This is a genomic window from Sorangium sp. So ce296 (assembly GCF_051529605.1).
Classification (GTDB): Bacteria; Myxococcota_A; Polyangia; order Polyangiales; family Polyangiaceae; genus Sorangium; species Sorangium cellulosum_D.
Genome location: NZ_CP150325.1, coordinates 399228 through 417373, shown reverse-complemented (window position 1 = coordinate 417373; position 18146 = coordinate 399228). Strand labels below are relative to the sequence as shown.

The window sequence follows — 18146 nt, the reverse complement described above, 5'->3', positions numbered from 1 at the left end:
CGCGCCGTCGTCGCGCGTCCGCCGAACGCGCTTTTCGTGCGCGAGCGTCTCTGATACGAAGTCATCATGAGATACTTGCGACAACTCTTCGTCTGCTCGGTTCTTTCGGCGCTCACGATCCCGGTCGGCTGCGGACCGGAGGCGCCGGACGTCGCCGAGCAGGTTTCCGACGTTGGCTCGATCAGCCTCGCCCTGGTCGGGACGAGCGCCACGGGCGCGACCTACCGCCTATCCCAGGCGTGGTTCAACCTCTACGGTCCGACGCACCGGCTCGTCCATGGAGACGGCGACACGGCGGTGCTCACGGAGGTGCTGCCGGTCGGCCGCTACGACGTCTACCTCGAGCCCGGCTGGATCCTCGAGCGGTGGACCGGCGGCGGCTACCAGCAGGTCGAGGCGGCGCTGACGTCGCCGAACCCGACGCCGGTCTATATCTACGAAGGCGCGGCGTCGACGGTCGTGTTTCAGTTCCGGTCGGACGGCGATGTCATCTCCGTCGGCCAGGGGACGCTCGACATCGCCATCGGGGTCGACGACACGCCGGCGCTCAGCGAGGACACCGACGTGGCGTGCAGCAACGGCTACGACGACGACGGGGACGGGTACACGGACTGCAACGATTGGGACTGCCAGTGGCAGCCCTTCTGCGCGCCATTGCGCGAGGACACCGACGTGGCATGCAGCAACGGCTACGACGACGACGGGGACGGGTACACGGACTGCAGCGATTGGGACTGCCAGTGGCAGCCCTTCTGCGCGTCATGGCGCGAGGACAACGACGCGGCGTGCAGCAACGGCTACGACGACGACGGGGACGGGTACACGGACTGCAGCGATTGGGACTGCCAGTGGCTGCCCGTCTGCGTGCCCTATCCCGAGAACACCGACGTGGCGTGCAGCAACGGCTACGACGACGACGGGGACGGATACGCGGACTGCAGCGATCCGGAGTGCCAGTGGCAGCCCTACTGCCAGCCGGTGCGCGAGGACAACGACGCGGCGTGCAGCAACGGCTACGACGACGACGGGGACGGGTACGCGGACTGCAGCGATCCGGAGTGCCAGGGGCAGCCCGCCTGCACGGTTTGGGGCGAGAGCACCGACGCGGCGTGCAGCAACGGCTACGACGACGACGGGGACGGGCTCGCGGATTGCAGCGATCCGGACTGCCAGTGGCTGCCCTTCTGCGCGACGCCGGCCATCCTCATCGAGAGCTTCGATGACGGAGACTTCATAAGCGGCGCGCCGTACGCCGGCATCTCGCCGCCGTTCACCGGGCCGTGGGTGGCGATTCTCGACGCGACCATCCCGTACGTCGAGCTGGTCCCGTCGGCAGGGCCCGGCACCGGGACGGCGCTCGGCGTTTACTCCCCGGCGATCCCCACCGAGTGGGGCGCCGGCGTCATGCTCGACTTCGACCCGTGGTCGGTCAACGTGGCGAGCTTCCAGGGCATCCGCTTCAAGATGCGCTCCCTGTCCTACCCGATCCGCTTCGAGGTCAGCTCGGTCCTCACCGTGCCCGAGGGCGGATACTGCTCGAATTGCCTCGATTACCATGGAACCGAGCTCTGGTCCGGATCCGATTGGATCACCGTGGAAGTGCGCTGGTCGGAGCTGCTGCAACGGGGGTGGGGCACGCCGGCGGCGCTCGACCCGGGGAACGTCATGGCCCTGATCTGGCGCACGCCCGCGGGGCAGGCGGCGTCCCTCGAGCTCGACGACATCGAGCTGTTCTGAGCCCAGGCGCCCGGCCGTCCGCGGCGCCGGGCGTCCGCGCGGCGCCAGGGCTGGTGTCGCTCCCTACGCGGCGCCGCGGGGCGGCGCGCAGGTCACGGGCTCGATCGCGGCGCCGACGGGCGCCGGCTCAGCCGCTGCATGCAGTGCGTGAGGCCGGCCCGCAGGTTGGCCTTGGTCACGATGGCGCTGAGGTCGAGCCCCAGCGCCACCATCGTTTGCGCCACGTTCGGGCGAATGCCGCAGATGATCCCCTCGGCGCCGAGCAGCTGGATGGCCCTCACGAGCTTGATCAGGTGATCGGCCACCTTCGTGTCCACGACCTGCACGCCGGTGAGATCCAGGACCGCGAAGCGCGCCGAGCGATTCGAGATCGCCTCGAGCAGGCTCTCCATCGCCTCGGCCGTCCTCGCGCTGTCGACGACGCCGATCATGGGCAGCGCCAGCACGCCGTCCCAGACCTCGATGATCGGCGCGGCGAGCTCCCGGATGACCCGCTGCTGCGCCTCGATCACGTCGAGCTTCGTCTGGAGGGCCTCGTGCGCGCGCTGGCCCTCCGTCACGTCGAGCGAGAACCCGACGACGGAGCGGACGCGCCCCGGGGCCTCGGAGAGCGGGACCATCCAGCTCTCCCACACGCAGCCGTGGACCTCCGACAGCCCGTGCACCGCCTCGCCGGCCAGCGCGCGCTCGATGCCGCCCGCCATGTCGCCGTAAAGCGCGAAGATGTTCTGTCCAACGAGCTGTCCAGGCCGATGACCGGCGGCCGCGAGCCCCTTGCCGTCGTGGTAGGTGTACGTGCCATCGGCGTCGATGGCCCACACCGCTATCGGGAGGGCGTTGATGAGCGCGCCGAGGATCCGGTCCCGTTCCCTCAGCCGGGCCAGCTCGCCCTGGGCGCCGTCGCCGGGGGGCGCGTCGCGGAACGAGCCGTAGACCAGCCCGTCCGTGCGCGCGCCGCGCACGACGCACGAGAGCGGCCTGTAGCGCTGCTCCGCGCTCAGGACGCGGCCGCGGAGCTCCACGGGGGCGGCGCCCCCGCGGACCTGCTCCCAGCGCGTCGTGAGCGTGCGGCGGTCCTCCGGGTGGAAGAGCTCTGTCAACGTGGTCCCTTGTGCGAGCGCAGGTCCGACGGCCTGGCCCAGCGCTTCGCTCCATCGCAACAGCGCGCCGTCGCCCCTCGCGACGAACAGCATCTCCGTAGAGTGGGCGATGAAATCGTCCAGCGAACCAAGCGATCCATTCGCTTCGGTCATCGTGCTCCCCTCCGCAACCGGACAGGCGAATCGCGGTTGCGCATCCGACGTTACATCGATGACCGCACGTCGATAGTAGGGGGCAATCCGGAACGCGAACCAGGGCCTGACCTTAACCCGGCCGCAGACCTCCACGACAGGGACGCGGCGCCGCTGGCCGCCCGCCAGCGAGCGCCGCTAGCCGTACGACCGGTACATACCGGTTCGTCCGCGTCGGAGCGGCTCAGTCGCCGGCGGCCTGGGTGGGAATGCCGAGCAGGTAGATCTTCTTCATCCTGCCGCCGATCACCCCCTTTTCCCATCGGTACCCTTCGTCCCCGAGCCCTCGCAAGAGCTCGTCCAGGTCCTCGAGCGTGTAGGTCCTCGCGTTCGAGACCGCCCCGTCCCAGGCGAAGCACAGCGGGATGATCGGGAAGAGGTACGTGAAGACGAGCTGCCGCGCCGTCACGGGCCTCGCCAGCGGCGTCATGAGGAGGCACATCAGGAAGTTGGCCGGCAGGGCGGTCCACCAGAGAAACGCCGGATAGCTGTTGTCGCTGATCTCGAAGATGCAGATGGGCTGTCTGCTCCTCTGGGCCGTCTCCAGGATCTTTCTCGCGCTCTCCGGTCTCATGTGGTGGAAGCTGCTGATCATGGTCCTCAGCCCCGCCGTCTCGCGGCCCACCTCGGTGGCGTCGAGCGGGGTCGTCCGGTACGACACGTTGCTGCCTTCCCGGGCGTTGATGCGCGCCGCCGCCTCCGCGTTGGGGTAGAGATCGGTGAGCGTCAGCGTGACGCCCTCGAACCCCGGCTTCTGGTTCAGGCGCTCCAGGACATCGAGCATCGGGCCCCCGCTCCCGGAGCAGAGGTCGACGATGCTCGTGGAGCGCGACTCACGGAGCGCCCGGGCGACCAGCTCCGCCAGCTCGTCGCTCGATCCGAGCGCCTTGTGCACCGTCACGATCATGCGTGTCATGCAGGCCCGCATCCACCCGGGAAACCAGCTGAAGTCTTCGAGCTCGAACAGATGGATGCGCTTCATTCACTCCTCGGGGGCGCGCGGCTCGGCGGCGCGCGATAGAGCGGCTCGAGCGCTGGTGCCGTCGGGGCGGCACGCGCGCGTCCGCCGTGCGGGTGATCCGTGTCTCTTCAGTCTATTCAACTTCGCGCCGGGGAAGTGAGGGATCGCGCGGACGGGCCTGCGCTGGTTTCCAGGCGCAGAGACGCGCCGCGGCGTCAGGGCGCTTCACGCGTGGCCGCACCAGTACGCGAGCGCGCCCCGCAGCTCGTCGAGGCGCGTCGCGCGCCCCGACCCGTCGCTCGCCCAGGCGACGTGCCCGTCCGGCCGCACCAGGAGGGCGTCGACGCCGGCGAGGTCGCCCGGCGGATCGACGATCGCTGCCTGGACGACGTCGACGCGATCGCGGTAGGCCCCGCCCGCCGCCCGGAGATCGGCGTCGCCGGCGAGGTCGAGCAGCACGAAACGGCCCGCGTGGAGCAGCGCGTGGAGGCGCGCCGGGCCGCGCGCGGCCTCGAGGGCGCGGTCGGGCGCCCGCCTGCCGACCGAGGCGTGCGCCGGCGCGCCCTCGGCGGGGGAATACGCGACGTCGAGCGCGCTGATCTGCCCGGCGAGGCGCCGGTTCACGGCGTCGATCGCGAGCAGGTCGCTCATGAGCGCGCGGAGGGATAGGCCGGGATCCGACAGATCCATGAGCTGCGTTTGCGCCTCCGTGTTGCGCGACAGCGCCCGGCCGACGGGGTGGCGCTCGTCATGGTAGCTGTCGAGCAGGTGGGGCGGCGCCCAGCCCTTGACCGCGGCGGCGAGCTTCCAGCCGAGGTTCATCGCGTCCTGCAGACCGACGTTGAGCCCCTGGCCGCCCATCGGAAAATGGATGTGCGCGGCGTCGCCCGCGAGGAGCGCGCGCCCGAGGCGGTACCGCTCGGCCAGCCGCGTCGCGTTGCCGAACCGCGACAGCCAGCGCGCGCCGCGCATGCCGAAGTCCGTCCCGAGGATCCGCCGCACCGAGCCCCGCAGCTCGTCCAGCGTCACCGGCTCGGACCGGTCGGCGTGGGCCCGCAGCGGATCGTGCACGACGAAGCGGTGGAGCCCGTCGCCGAGCGGCACCAGGAGCACGGCGCCGGCCGGGCCCGCGAGGGAGACGGGCCGGGCGGGGCGCTCCGCGAGCTCGACGTCGCCGAGGAAGGCCGTCCGCGTCGCGTCGCTGCCCGGGAAGCGGATGCCGAGCGAGCGCCGCACCAAGCTCCCGGCCCCGTCGCAGCCCGCGACGTAGCCGGCGCGCGCGCCGTAGCGCCCCTCGGGGCCCTCGACCTCTAGCGACACGCCCCCCTCGTCCTGCGAGACCTCGACCACCGCGTGGCCGCGCAGGACCTCGACCCCGAGCTCGCGGGCCCGCTCCTCCAGGAGCTCCTCCGTCTGGACCTGCGGCAGGAACAGCGTGTACGGGTGCCGCGTATCGAGGCGCGAGAGATCGAGCCGCGGCTCGAGCACCGCGAAGTGCGCCGCCGGCACCGGGGCGCCGCGGCGCAGGAAGCGATCCACGAGCCCGCGCTGGTCGAGGATCTCCAGCGTCCTCGGGTGCAGCGTGAGCGCGCGCGACTCCTGCATCCGCGCGTGCCGCTGCTCCAGCACCCGAACCCGCACCCGCGCGAGCGCGAGCTCGCAAGCCAGCATCAGGCCGACCGGACCTCCCCCCACGACCACCACCTCGGCATCCATCGCCATCGAAGCCTCCACGTCCAACAACGACTTGAACGTTGTTAGAGTGACTCGAACGGTGTTAGAGTCAAGGCGCTGGCCCGATTTCCGGGCCCGAGGAGCCGGGGAAGGGGAGAGCGGGGTGCGGGCATGGGGCTGACACGCGAGCAGGTGGTTTCGACGGCGCTGCGGCTGCTCGGCGAGGTCGGGCTCGACGCGCTGACGATGCGCCGGCTCGGCCAGGAGCTGAACGTGCAGGCGGCGACGCTGTACTGGCACGTCAAGAACAAGCAGGAGCTGCTCGACGCGATGGCGGAAGCGATGCTGGAGGGCTGCGTTGCCCGCGCGCCGGAGGGGGCGACGTGGCGCGAGCGAGCGGCCGAGATGGCCGGGCGGCTCCGTGAGGCGCTCCTCGCGCACCGGGACGGGGCGCGGGTGTTCGCGGGGACCTACGTCACGCAGGAGAACACGCTGCGGTTCTCGGACATGCTGCTCGGCGCGCTGGGCGACGCCGGGCTGTCGCCGCGCGCCGCCGCGTGGGGGGCGTGGACGCTTGTCTATTACACGATCGGCTTCACGCTCGAAGAGCAGGCCATGACCCCGGCCGGCGGGGCGGGCGGCGGCAAGGCCGACCCGGCGCACCTCCGGGAGGCGATGGCGCGCGGGGCGTATCCGCACCTCGCGGCGGCGTTCCCGCACATGGCCGACGCCGATCTCGACGCGCGGTTCCGCTACGGCGCGCGGCTCATCCTCGAGGGCCTCGCGGCGGCGCCGGGCGATGCGCCGCCGAGCCCCGCGCCGCCGCGCCCCGCGCCCGAAGCCCCGCCGCGCCCGCGCGCGGGGCGGCGTCCGCTCCGCCGGAGCCGGTGACGGCGGCGCGCTCTCCGCGGATCACCGCGCTGCGCAGGTCCTCCGGAGGGCGCGCGCCTTGTCGATGCACGCCGTGAGGGCGTCCTCCGCGGGCTCGTCCGGGCACGAGACCTCGAAATCGCGGATCGCGTCGCGGAGCCCGCGCAGGCGCGGGCCGCCGGCGCCGAGGTCGAGCTTGCCCTTGCGCCCGTCGTCGTCGTCGTCGTCGCCTCCGACGAGCAGCAGCGTGCCGACCACCGCGCCCACGACGACGACGCCGGTGAGGACGCCCGCCACGATGACGCCGGTCTTGCCCTCCACGTCCGGGGGCTCCGCGTCCGGGAGCGACGGCGTGCCCGCCGGGACCTTCGGCGCCTCGAGCCCCGCGGCCAGCACCGTGGTGGTGATCCCGCCCGCGAGCCCCAGGCCGCCGATGACGAGGCTCGACACCGTGAGCGCGCTCGGCCCGGCGCTGGCGCTCGCGTCCACGTTCACGCTGGCGGAGAGGCGCGCCTGCGCCGCGTTGCACACCGCGTAGGCGTCGAGGCGGTGGATCTCGAGCGACGCGCGCGGCGCCGTCTCCGGCGGCAGCTTCGCCGCGAGGATGATGTCGTCCGCCGAGCGCCGGAGCGTCAGCGTCGCGGGCTCGGCGTCGGGCGCGGCCGCGGCGTCGGGCGCCGCCGCGGGCCTCGTGGAGGCCTTGCCGCACCCGGCCAGTCCACATGCGATGAGCAGGAGCGTCGTGCAGGAGAGGACATGATCGCGTCGCAGGGTCATACTGCCACGCTACGCTGAACTCCCGCCGTTTCGTCGAGTGAAATCGGTCTCGCCGCAGATCGGATATCGGCCGACGAGCGGGCTCTGCGTGGGACAAAGCCGCGCTGTGTACGGCGCGTGGAGGAGCTCAAGGCGCGATGTAGGTCGGCCCTGCCACGGTGTTGAGCGGTCGGCGATGTCGGCCCCGGGCCGCTCGGCCGCGAACTTGGCGACGCCGTTCGTCGCGCCGGTTGTACGACGGGATCGTTCGTTGACTGCCGGCCTCCGGACGCCGTCCCGATCTCTGGATGCCGGGGCGGCGCGCGCCCGGAAGGCGCGTTGTGTACACCACCGATGTACGCATGACCCCGCGCGATCCTGCCGCGTGAAGAGAGCCTCCGACGAGCGGGGCGTAGCGGCCGGATCCACCTCGCAGCGCGCCGGACGGCGATCTCGCGGCGCCGTCGCGAGCCACGGTGGTCGAGCCCGCGCCGCCTCGCGCGCGAGGCGCGCTCGATCAAGCCTGGATCCGGGCCGTTCCGAGCAGCTACGCTGAGGTGCCCCCATGCCTCCGCCCCGACCGCCTCGCGACCATGGCCCGCGCCACGCTCCGTTGCCCTCGTCTGCGGTGTCCGCGCTCATCCGCCCCGGCAGGCTCGACGCGCTCCTCGCCCCCTGGATGCCCGACGCGGAGGAGCGCGACTTCGTGGTCCGGTGCATCGTGGGAGAGGGCCCCATCCATCACCGCGGCGCGAGCTACACGCTGCTCTGCCTGCTCGGCCTCCTGCTCGAGGAGCTCGGCCCGGACGAGGGCGGCGCGCCGCGCGGCGAGGCGCTGCCCGTCCCGATCCGCCTGCCGCCGCACCTCGCGCGCGGCAGCGAGCACGACTACCCGCTGGCCATCCCGCTCGCGCCGCTGGCGCGCCTCGCCCCGAAGGGCTCGCCGGAGCTCGCCGCGCTCGTCGACTGCCTCACCGACGGCCCGCCGCACCACGCGCTCGCCAACGCCGCCATGATCTGCCTGCTCGACGCCCTCTTCGCGCGCGCTGGGCGCGCCCGCGTCGGGGCCGGGGTGGAGCCGGCCTGATGGCGCTGCCGCCGGCGCTCGGGCAGGCGTTCCGGATGGTGGCCGCCGAGCTGGGCATGCGCTCGGCGGCGCGGCTGTTCCTGCGCGAGCTGATGGCGGCCGGCGGCGCACCGCTCGTCGGCGAGGCCCGCGACCAGCTCGGGCGCGAGTTCCCCGTCCTCGACTTCATCGCCGAGCAGTGGCTCTCCGGCGGCGCCGAGGCGCCGCTCGACCCCGCGGGCGTCCTCGACGCGCTCCGCGGCGTGACCCGGTTGCTCGTCGTGGGGCTTGAGGCCGACTGCCTCGACGCGCTCGTGCCGCGGCTCTCCGGCGTCGACGCGGGCCTCGTCACCGACGGGGGCGGGCTCGACCCCGACTTCCGGCGGGTGCTCGCGAACTACGACGGGCTCATGACGCCGGTGGAGCTGTCCGAGCTCCACCGCTGGGCCGGGCGGAGGAGCGCGCTGCTCACCTTCGTCTACGGCACCGACGGGCACGCGGCGCACGTGAGCCCCTCGTGGCTGCGCGTCTCGGGCCCCGACGTGCGGACCCAGTTCCGCTCGCTGATCGGCTGGGACATCCTCGGGCGGCCCATGACGGTGTACCCGCGCTGGATGGTGGAGACGAGCCCGGCCGATTTCTCGTGCCTCGTGCGGCCGGCGCCGCCTGGGCACGGGGCCGCCGCGGCCGTCGCGTCGCCTCGCCCGCGCGCGCCCACGCCCGCGCGCGAGGCGACGTGACGGCGCCCCAGGCCGCGCTGCTCGTCATCCTGCTCGGCGCGCTCTTGCTCCAGGCGCTCTTGCCGTCGCGCCGCGTGCTCATCGTGACGGGCGGCGCGGCCCTCGCCTCCCTCGCGTCGACGCTGCTGGGGGTCGCGACGACGCAGCGCCTCCTCGCCGAGGTGCCGTGGGACGTGCTCGTCATCCTCGTGACGCTGGGGCTCCTGTCCCAGCTGCTCGCCGCCTCGCGGCTCTTCGACCGCCTCGCCGTCGCGGCGACGCGGCTGAGCGGCGCCGAGCCCTTCCGCGTCATCTTGGTGTTCTCGATCGCGATGTACCTCGTGAGCGGCGTCGTCAACAACCTCACGGCGCTCGTGCTCGTCCTGCCCGTGCTGCACGTGCTGCTCAAGCTCATGGGCACGCGGCAGCGGTACGTCTCCTGGCTGCTCGGCCTCCTGCTCGTCGCCTGCAACCTCGGCGGGGCCGCCACGCCGATCGGCGACTTCCCGGCCATCCTGCTGCTCGGCCGGGGCAGCATGACGTTCGGGGCCTACCTCTCGCGCGCCGCCCCGGCGACGCTCTTCGCGCTCGCCCTCCTGCTCCTCGTCGTGGGCGCCGTGGTGCGCCCGGCCGCTGGCGTGCCGCGCGATCCGGTCTCGGCGCGGCTCACGCGCGCGGCGATGGAGGCGCTGCACCGGCGGGTGCGCGCCGATCGGCGCCTCCTCGTGCCGGCGGCCGCGTCGCTCGCCGCGATGGTGGTCGCGTGGCTGTTCCTGCCCGCGGAGCTCGGCGTCGGCCCGGAGCTCGTGTGCTGGCTCGGCACCGGCGCGGCGCTGCTCATGGCGCGCAGGCTCGGCGAGCGGCTCGCGAGGGCGGGGCTCGACATCGAGGCGGTGCTCTTCCTCCTCTCGCTCTTCGTGATGGTGGCGGCGGTGCGGCGCACCGGCCTGTTCGAGGAGGTCTCGCGCTCGCTGGAGCGGCTGCCGGTCGCGCCGTCGCTCCAGCTCGTCGCGTTCCTCGTCCTCGCCGGCGTGCTGACCGGGCTGTTCTCGGCGGGCCCCAGCATGGCGGCGCTGCTCGACGTGGCCGAGTCGCTCGCCGAGCGGGTGCCCGGGCCCGCCGTCTATGTCGGCCTCGCCCTGTCGGTCTGCGCGGGCAGCTCGCTCTTCCTGACCGCCGCGACGTCGGGCCCGCTCGCGCAGGCGCTCACGGAGCGGGCCGACCTGCGCGACCTCGACGGCAAGCCCATCCGGTTCGGCTTCTTCGACTTCCTGCCGGCCGGCCTCCTGAGCTTCACGGTCATCCAGGCCGTGGCGATCGCGTACGCGCTCCTCGCCGTCTGGACGGGGCGATGAGCCGACCCTGCGCTGGCGCCGGGCGGGGCGGCCTTGACACCCGGAAACGCGTTCGCGTCTCCTGGCCGCCGCCTGCCACGCTGCGGCGCGACCCCAGCGCGCCTGTCCCGAAAGGAGCGGATCATGACGTTGCGACGCCCCGAACACTTCACCCACCACCACGCCCAGCTCGCGGATATCCGCCTGCACTATGTGCGCGAGGGGCGCGGGAGGCCGCTCATCCTGCTCCACGGCTGGCCGGGCTTCTGGTGGGAGTGGCACAAGAACATCGGCCCCCTGGCCGAGAGCTTCGATGTCATCGTGCCCGACCTGCGGGGTTACGGCGACTCCGAGAAGCCGGATCTCTCGCGCATCGATCTCTTCCACCTCGATCGCGTCGTGGAGGACATCGCCCAGCTGCTCGACCACCTCGGCATCGAGCAGGCCCTCCTCGCGGGCCACGACTACTCCGCGCTCGTCCTGCACAAATTCGTGCGCAAGCACCGCGATAAGGTGATCCAGGCCGCGATCATCAACCCCATCACGCCGGGGTTCGAGGGGCGATACCTGAGCCCCGGCCACTTCCCCGAGTCGTGGTACTCGCAGTTCCACCAGCTGGACATGGCCGTCGAGCTGGTCGGCTCGAGCCGCGACGCGTGCCGCACCTACTTCCGTCACTTCCTGAACCACTGGTCGCACGACAAGGGTCTCTTCCAGGGGGAAGAGCTGGAGATCTACGTCGACAACTTCATGAAGCCCGGCAACATCCACGGCGGCTTCAACTTCTACCGCGCCAACCTGTCCATCACGAGCCAGCCCTGGACCCCGCTCGACCGGACCATCTCCGACTGCCGCGTGACGTTCCTGCAAGGCATGGGGGATCCCGTGGTCCCCTCCGCCTGGACCGACCTCGTCACACCCTGGTACAGCCGCTACACGATCCATTACGTGCAGGATGGCGGGCACTTCTTGATGCGTGAGAAGCCGGCGTATGTGAACAAGCACCTCCGGGATGCGTTCCTGAAATAGGCGTCGGCCGCCGGGGGGTGGCCCAGTTGGCCCCGGAGTGATTCACATGAAGGCGGGAAGACAGGAAGAACAGTGATCTGTTCTTCCCGCCTTCCCGCCTTCATGTTCAAATCCGGCCACCGTCAGCGCGCCCCGGGGACGAGGAGCTCCTCGAGGACGGCCGTGAGCTCGTCGACCCGCACCGGCTTGGTCAGGTAGCGGTAGAACCCCGCCTGCTCGGCGCGGCGGGTGTCCCGGGGCATCGCCGCCGCGCTGAGCGCGATCACGGGGATGTCGCGCGTCTCCGGCCACTCCTCGAGCTTGCGCGCGGCCTCGTAGCCGCTCATCCCGGGGAGGTTGATGTCCATGATGACGACCTCGGGCCGCCGCGACCGCGCGAGCTCGATGCCGATCTCGGCGTTCGGCGCGGTGATCAGGCGGACGCGCTCGAACTCGGAGATCAGCTCCTCCATGAACGCGATGTTCGACGGGTTGTCTTCGACGTAGAGGACCGAATGGCGGACGCCGCCGGGCCCGGCGAGCGGCGACGCCTCCAGGCGCGCGTCCGCCTGGCCCGGGGCGGCGCTCTCCGGCGCTTCCTCGTGCGCCGGGAGCTCGATCCAGAACTCCGAGCCTTCGCCCGGCACGCTGCTGAAGCCGACGCCGCCGCCCATGAGCTCCGCGAGCCGCTTCGTGATGGCGAGGCCGATCCCGGTCCCCTCGATCGGCCCCGTCTCCTGGCCGGCGCGCTGGAAGGGCTGGAAGATCTTCGCGTGCTGCTCGCGTGGGATGCCGATGCCGTTGTCCGCCACGCAGATCCTCACGACGCCGCCCTCCGGCATCGACACCGCGATCGTGGCGCGGCCCCCCCGCCGGCCGTACTTGATCGCGTTCGAGCCGTAGTTCATGAGGATCTGCGCGAAGCGGGTGCGATCCGCGGTGATCTTCGGGAGCTCCGCGGGCAAGGGCGCGAGGGCGATCTCGATGCCGGCGCGCTGGGCCATCGGGTCGAGCGTCGTCTTCACCTCGTCCAGCACCTCGGGGACGTTCACCGGCTCGATCGACACCGTCACGCGGCCGGCCTCGATGCGCGAGAGGTCCAGGATGTCGTCGATCAGCTTGAGCAGGTGCTCGCCGCCCTTCAGGACATGCTCGATCCGCTCCTTCTGGCGGTCGGTGAGCGGCGTCTTCCGGTCGCGGTGGAGGAGCTGCGCGAAGCCGAGGACCGCGTTGAGCGGCGTGCGGAGCTCGTGGCTCATCGAGGCGAGGAACTCGCTCTTCGCGGAGCTGGCCGCCTCGGCCTGGGCCCGCGCCTTGCGGAGCTCCTCCGCGCGCTGCACGTCGCCGGTCATGTCCCAGAGGGTGCACACGGTCCCGCCCTCGGCCGTCCGGCGCTCGGTCGCGCGCAGGCTGCGCCCGTCGCTCGTGCAGAGATCCAGCGTGCCGCCCGGCTCGGCGTGATAGGCGAGGAGCCGCGCGCGGAAGGCGGCCGGCGGCTCGCCGCCGAGGGAGAACAGCCCCGCGGCGATGCCCTCGTCGATGAGCTCACCGTAGCTCCGGCCGACGATCGGGCCGCTCACCCGCGCGCCGAGCCAGTGCCGGTACGCGCTGTTGCAGAGCGCGAGCCGATCCTGCGCGTCGAACACGGCGAACGCGCCCTGGAAGCTCTCCACCGCGCTCCTGAGGAGGTCGCTCGTGCGCTTCGCCTCGGCCTCCAGGCGCTTCCGCTCGCTGATGTCGCGGGCCACCTTCGAGGTGCCGACGAGCTTGCCCTGGGCGTCGTGGATCGGAGAGGCGGTGATCGCGACGTCGATGTCCCTGCCGTCCTTGCGCCGGCGCACCGTCTCGAAGTGCTCGATGTGCTCGCCCCGCTTGAGCCGCTCGAGCGTCCGCAGCACCTCGCCCTCCCGCCCCGGCGGGGCGAGCACGGTGAGGGGCCGGTCGATCATCTCCTCGGCGGTGTAGCCGAAGATCGCCTGCGCGCCCCGGTTCCAGCTGACGACGCGCCCGTCGAGCGCCTCGCCGATGATGGCGTCCTCGGACGAGTCGACGATCGCGGCCAGCCGCCGCATCGCGAGGTCGACCCGCTTGCGGTCGCTGATGTCGCGGATGGCGCTCGAGACGAGCGTGCCCCGCTCGGTCGTCAGCGGGCTGAGGCTGATCTCGACCGGGAACTCGCTGCCGTCCCTCCGGCGCCCGAACAGCTCCAGCCCCGACCCCATCGGGCGGGCCCTGGGCGCGGCGGTGAACGCCGCGCGGTTCCCCACGTGCGCCCCCCGGAATCGCTCCGGGAGGAGGAGCTCGATGGGCTGCCCGACGAGCTCGCCGCGCGCATGGCCGAACATCCGCTCGGTCTGGACGTTGACGAACACGATCCGCCCATGCTCGTCGACGACCACCATGGCGTCGGGCGCCGCGTCGATGAGCAGGCGGAACGTGCCGTCGTCGAGCGCTGGGGCGCCGGGCCCGCCGTGCGCCTGGTCGGGCGGAGACGGGCGTTCGCTGGAGGAGAGTTCACGGGTCATCGGGGAGCCTCACGCAGAAGACGGCGCCGGGCGCGTTGTCCTCGATCCGGATGGTCCCGCCGTGCGCCTCGACGGCCATCTTGCAGAAGGCGAGCCCGAGGCCGCGGCCGGAGCGGTGGACGGCCTCGTCGCCGCCGCCGAGCTGGACGAAGCGATCGAACACCCGCGCGCGCATCTCGGCGGGGACGCCCGGCCCCGCGTCCGCCACGCGGATCTCCACCGCGGCGCCGTCCTTCGCGGCGCTCACGGTCACCGCGGTGCCGGCCGGGGCGTGGTGGATGGCGTTCTCGAGGAGGTTCTCGAGCGTGCGGCGGAGCAGGTCCGGGTCGGCCTGGACGGCGGGCGCCTCGATGGTCTCGCGCAGCGCGATCGACCCGGCGCTCGCGCGCAGGTCGAGCGCGGCGAACGCCTCGTGGACGAGCGCGCGGAGGTCGACGCGCGCGCGCTCGGGGGCGAGCCGCCCTTCCTCGCTCTTGCTGATGTCGAGCAGGTCGTAGATGAGCCGCAGCAGGGAGCGCGCCTGATCGCGGATCTGCCGCGCGGAGTCGCGCGCCGGCTCCGGGAGCGCGCGGTCCCGGAGCAGGAACTGCGCGTGCAGGTCCATGCTGCTCACGGGGTTCTTCAGGTCGTGGACGACGAAGGCCGTGAGCTGCTCTTTCTGGAGCTGGAGGCGCATGAGCGCGTCCCGCTGCTGGCGGACGAGCTCGACGTGCTCGCGCAGCTCCGCGCCGAGCCGGCGCAGCCGCAGCGCGGCCTGCACGCGCGCGAGGAGCTCCGACGGGCGGACGGGCTTCGTCAGGAAGTCGTCGCCGCCGGCGCGCAGGGCGCTGTCGAACGTGTCGACGTCGCGCAGCGCCGTCAGGAACACGATCGGCGTGCTCTCGCCCCCGGGGAGGGCGCGGATCCGGGCGCACACGGCGAAGCCGTCCATGCCCGGCATCCGCACGTCGAGCAGCACGCAATCCGGCCTGTGGCGCTCGAACTGCTGGATCCCCTCCTCGCCCGTGACGGCGAGCACGACCTCGTGTCCCTCGTCCTCGAGCGTGGCCTGGGCCAGGGCGCGGTTCTGCTCGTTGTCATCGACGACGAGCACCCTGGATCTCGGCTCTGGCTGCTCCATGGGCCCCCGGTTGCGGGCGCGAGGGTACACGAGGGGCAGCGGGGCCACCATAGCGCCCGCCCTTCAGCCGAGCGGCGGTGCCGGTGCGCCGCGCAGGCCGCGCGCACCGCGGGTGGCCTGCGGCTCCGCGATCACCCCGGGTCGCCGTGGGGCGCGGCGAAGCCCCGCAGCAGCCGCTCGCGCTGCGCTCGCAGGTAGCGGATGTCCTCTTCGTACAGCGCGGGGTGGCCGGCTGCGATGTGCGCCTGGGACGCGGCTTCGCCGGCCTCGGCCCGCTTTCGCATGGTGGCGAGGAGGGCCGCCAGCCGGTCGACCACCGTGTCGAGCAGCTCCGCCCCGGGCGCGACGCCGTAAGCGCGGCAAAACGCGGCGGCCCGCCGCGCCTGCTCCTCGGGGCTGCCGGCGCTGTCCGGGTTGGTCGGCGCGTGCAGCGGCGCGAACCGGTAGACGGCGTAGGCCAGATCCCACGCGCGCGGCCCCGGGTGGGCGTTGTCGAAATCGATGAAGCCGACCACGCGGCCGGCGCGGACGACGCAGTTGTAGGGCGCGAGATCGCCGTGACAGACCACCTCGGCCGGCGACCGGGCCGGCAGCTGCCATCGGTCGTCCGGCCCCGGCGCGAAGGTCGCGCTCGCGTCGTGGAACCGGCGCAGCAAGGCGGCGGCGGACGTGAGGAGCTCGGGCGTGCGCAGCTCGGCCGGGAGCGCGTTGTGCACGTCGCCCTCGAGGTACGACAGCACCTCGTTCCCCTCGTCGTCGTAGCCGAACGGCTCCGGCGCCGCGTCGAACCCCGCCGCGCGCAGGTGCCGCAGCAACCGGTGGATGGCCGGCGCCGCCGCCGTCGCGGGCCGGTGGACCCGGTCCCCGCGCCGGCGCACGGTGTTGACCCCGCCCTGGAATACCGTCTCCTCGACCATGCTCCGTCCTCCGGGATCCATGCGCGCCCGCGCCGTCGTAGCGCATTCCTGGGGCCGAGAACACGCGATTTGCAGCACGGCGGCCTCATCCGCTCAGCCTGCGGGCAATTCACGACGACCCCTCGCGAGGATCGACAGCAATGCTGGCGGTGGCACCCTCGGTCACATGGAGATCCTGAGGGATGAGATCCTTTGATTGGAGATGCCGGTGTACTGCTGAGCGCGATTGGGTTCTCGCTGAGCGGCGCGGGCGGCTCCGGCGCTGCCGGCGCGAGCAGCGGCGGTGGTGGCAAGGCGAGCGCGGGCACGGGCGGAGGCGCGGACGCCGGCGGCAATGCTGGTGCGGGCGGCGACGCGGGCGCGGGCGGTCAGGGGGGAGCGGCGCCCTTCCCCTCGCTCAAGATCACGAGCGACACGGCGTCCATCGAGTTCACGCCCGTGCTGGTCGCCTCGCAGGACTTCTATCCGGGCGAGGCGACCGTCGACTCCGGCGGCATCGTGAGCCTGCTCAATGACGATAGCATCGACCTCGGCACCAACGCGGAGACGCAGACGCTGAGACAATCGGTGGCTCATCCGAACCTGCGTATCATCTTCACGATGACGGAGACGTTCTATCGAATCGTCGCGAACCGCGCGGCGGGGATCAGCGCGCTCGCGGATCTCCGCGGGAAGCGGATCGGGACCATCCCGAACACGTCCGCGGCATAGTTCGTCAACAAGTACCTGGGCACCGTGGGCCTCACGGCGGACGACTACACGATTGTCCCCGGAGGTATCTGCATCTCCACGCCTTGCGGGGCGAACACGCTGCCCTCCCTGATGGAGCGGGGCGACGTGGACGCCGTCGCGCTCTGGGAGCCCTCCTCCGAGCTCGCGAAGGAGGCGCTCGGCAGCGACGCCATCGTGTTCCAGGATCGCTCCCTCTACCGCGAGATCGTGAACCTCCACAGCACCGCCGAGAAGCTTGCAGACCCCGAGAAGCGGCGCGGTATCGTCGAGCTCGTGCGGGCGCTCGCGAGAGCGCAAGAGCTCTATCGCACGGACCCGGAGGCCGTCTGGCCGAGGATCTCGGAGGCGATCGGCATCGAGCCATCCGTGCTCGAGGCGGTCTGGGACGACGAGCGGTTCCTGGGCACGCTGGTGCCCGACATCCTCGACGTGCTCGAGGAAGAGGAGCCCTGGGTCGCCGCGCAGACCGGCCGCGCCCCGCGAACCCGCGCCGAGCTCGCCCCGCTGGTCGACGACAGCGTGATGAAGGAAGCGCTCGGGCTGCCGTAGGCGCTCCGTCCGCTGGGAACGAGATCGCCGCCCGGGTCGAAGGGGTGTCGGGGTTGGAACAGGGGGTCAGGCGGCCGTCGACGAGGTCGACGAGAGCCCCGCAGGCCGCGCGCGCTGCGCGAGCCCGCGCAGCGAAAGCGCCGCGAGCAGCGCAACGAGCCACGCGAGGCCGTAGGCGGCCGCCGGAGGCATCGCGCCGAGCGCCGCGAGCAGCGCGACGAAGAACGCCGCGAACCCGAACAGGCCGCGCGCGAAGCCCGCGAGCAAGGCCACCGCGGCAGCCGCGCCGTGCCTGGGCAGGGTGAAGCACGGAAGGACGTTGCCGGTGATCGGGACGGCGAGCAGCAGGCCGCTGAACCCCGCGGGCGCGACGCCGGCGCCGCGCATGATGCACCAGGCCATGGCCATCGCGGCCACCACGCGACAGGCGAGCTCGGCGCGCGGAATGGCCGTCGAGGCAGGCGCATGACCGAGGCGCGGCAAGGCCAGCGCGCCCAGGGCAGGCGACAGCAGCGCCGCGGCGCAGGCCCACGGCGGGGGCAACCGCAGCGCGAGCAGCGCTGCCCCCAGCGACAGGAACGCCACGTTCGCCGCCAGCAGCGCCGCGCCCCAGCGGAGGCGCGTCGCGCACCAGGCAAAGACGACCCCATGAACGATGGTGGCCGGCAAGCACACCAGCGTCGCGAGCGCGATCGCGCTCGCCTGAGCGGGCGTCTCCTGCAGCAGCACGAAGCCCATGATCGGGCCGACGATCATCGGCAGCCCAGCGATCGTGCCGCCGACCGCGTGGCCGAAGCGCCGCGCCGCCAGCGAGGACAGCAGCACCGATGCGCCCACCAGCGCGAGCTTCAGCAGCACGCCGGCCCAGGCCTCCGTCGATGGCGCT

General features: G+C 72.5%; 16 protein-coding genes. 8 read left to right on the top strand and 8 right to left on the bottom strand.

The window, feature by feature from the left end:
- The first annotated feature begins 66 nt into the window (after nt 1–66).
- Nucleotides 67–1737 carry a hypothetical protein gene (locus WME98_RS01665; RefSeq protein WP_437949666.1) on the top strand — a complete coding sequence of 557 codons (1671 nt, stop codon included), beginning with the start codon at nt 67–69 and terminating at the stop codon, nt 1735–1737.
- Between the two features lie 92 nt (nt 1738–1829).
- Here WME98_RS01665 and WME98_RS01660 read toward each other — a convergent pair whose 3' ends face one another.
- The 3 genes from WME98_RS01660 to WME98_RS01650 form a co-directional block, all read right to left on the bottom strand.
- Nucleotides 1830–2990 carry an STAS domain-containing protein gene (locus WME98_RS01660; RefSeq protein ID WP_437949665.1) on the bottom strand — a complete coding sequence of 387 codons (1161 nt, stop codon included), beginning with the start codon at nt 2988–2990 and terminating at the stop codon, nt 1830–1832.
- A 223-nt stretch (nt 2991–3213) separates the two neighbouring features.
- Nucleotides 3214–4011 (bottom strand): hypothetical protein, encoded by a 798-nt coding sequence (locus WME98_RS01655; protein WP_437949664.1) that lies wholly within the window; start codon nt 4009–4011, stop codon nt 3214–3216.
- Between the two features lie 204 nt (nt 4012–4215).
- Nucleotides 4216–5706 (bottom strand): monooxygenase, encoded by a 1491-nt coding sequence (locus WME98_RS01650; RefSeq protein ID WP_437953946.1) that lies wholly within the window; start codon nt 5704–5706, stop codon nt 4216–4218.
- Between the two features lie 129 nt (nt 5707–5835).
- On the opposite strand from WME98_RS01650, the gene WME98_RS01645 reads away from it, so the two are divergent.
- Nucleotides 5836–6555, top strand: coding sequence for a TetR/AcrR family transcriptional regulator C-terminal domain-containing protein (locus tag WME98_RS01645; RefSeq protein WP_437949663.1), 720 nt, complete (start codon nt 5836–5838; stop codon nt 6553–6555).
- Between the two features lie 21 nt (nt 6556–6576).
- On the opposite strand, the gene WME98_RS01640 is transcribed toward WME98_RS01645, so the two are convergent.
- The gene (locus WME98_RS01640; protein WP_437949662.1) at nt 6577–7311 is read right to left on the bottom strand and encodes a transcriptional regulator; all 735 of its coding nucleotides are present in this window, start codon (nt 7309–7311) and stop codon (nt 6577–6579) included.
- Between the two features lie 607 nt (nt 7312–7918).
- Between WME98_RS01640 and WME98_RS01635 the strand changes: the two genes are divergently transcribed.
- From WME98_RS01635 to WME98_RS01620, 4 genes are all read left to right on the top strand, one after another.
- On the top strand, nt 7919–8377 hold the full coding sequence (locus WME98_RS01635) for a hypothetical protein (protein ID WP_061627361.1): 459 nt from the start codon (nt 7919–7921) through the stop codon (nt 8375–8377).
- The gene (locus WME98_RS01630) at nt 8377–9096 is read left to right on the top strand and encodes a hypothetical protein (RefSeq protein ID WP_437949661.1); all 720 of its coding nucleotides are present in this window, start codon (nt 8377–8379) and stop codon (nt 9094–9096) included. Before WME98_RS01635 ends, WME98_RS01630 begins: the two co-directional genes overlap by 1 nt.
- Nucleotides 9093–10430: an SLC13 family permease gene (locus WME98_RS01625; RefSeq protein WP_437949660.1), complete on the top strand. Its 1338-nt coding sequence runs from the start codon at nt 9093–9095 to the stop codon at nt 10428–10430. Before WME98_RS01630 ends, WME98_RS01625 begins: the two co-directional genes overlap by 4 nt.
- A 123-nt stretch (nt 10431–10553) precedes the next feature.
- A complete protein-coding gene (locus WME98_RS01620; RefSeq protein ID WP_437949659.1) occupies nt 10554–11438 on the top strand; it encodes an alpha/beta fold hydrolase in 885 nt (294 codons plus the stop codon).
- Nucleotides 11439–11560: 122 nt separating this feature from the next.
- Here the strand turns inward: WME98_RS01620 and WME98_RS01615 are convergent, their stop codons facing one another.
- The 3 genes from WME98_RS01615 to WME98_RS01605 all read right to left on the bottom strand — a co-directional run bounded on the left by WME98_RS01615 (nt 11561) and on the right by WME98_RS01605 (nt 15979).
- Nucleotides 11561–13942, bottom strand: a complete 2382-nt coding sequence (locus tag WME98_RS01615; RefSeq protein ID WP_437949658.1) for a PAS domain-containing hybrid sensor histidine kinase/response regulator — start codon at nt 13940–13942, stop codon at nt 11561–11563.
- Nucleotides 13932–15035: a hybrid sensor histidine kinase/response regulator gene (locus WME98_RS01610; protein ID WP_437949657.1), complete on the bottom strand. Its 1104-nt coding sequence runs from the start codon at nt 15033–15035 to the stop codon at nt 13932–13934. Before WME98_RS01610 ends, WME98_RS01615 begins: the two co-directional genes overlap by 11 nt.
- 158 nt (nt 15036–15193) lie before the next feature.
- A complete protein-coding gene (locus WME98_RS01605; RefSeq protein ID WP_437949656.1) occupies nt 15194–15979 on the bottom strand; it encodes a phosphotransferase in 786 nt (261 codons plus the stop codon).
- 192 nt (nt 15980–16171) lie between these two features.
- Between WME98_RS01605 and WME98_RS01600 the strand changes: the two genes are divergently transcribed.
- Both WME98_RS01600 and WME98_RS01595 read left to right on the top strand, forming a co-directional pair.
- A complete protein-coding gene (locus tag WME98_RS01600) occupies nt 16172–16690 on the top strand; it encodes an ABC transporter substrate-binding protein (protein WP_437949655.1) in 519 nt (172 codons plus the stop codon).
- A 24-nt stretch (nt 16691–16714) separates the two neighbouring features.
- Nucleotides 16715–17260 carry a hypothetical protein gene (locus tag WME98_RS01595; protein ID WP_437949654.1) on the top strand — a complete coding sequence of 182 codons (546 nt, stop codon included), beginning with the start codon at nt 16715–16717 and terminating at the stop codon, nt 17258–17260.
- Nucleotides 17261–17326: 66 nt separating this feature from the next.
- Here WME98_RS01595 and WME98_RS01590 read toward each other — a convergent pair whose 3' ends face one another.
- On the bottom strand, nt 17327–18118 hold the full coding sequence (locus WME98_RS01590) for a hypothetical protein (RefSeq protein WP_437949653.1): 792 nt from the start codon (nt 18116–18118) through the stop codon (nt 17327–17329).
- Nucleotides 18119–18146 lie beyond the last annotated feature (28 nt).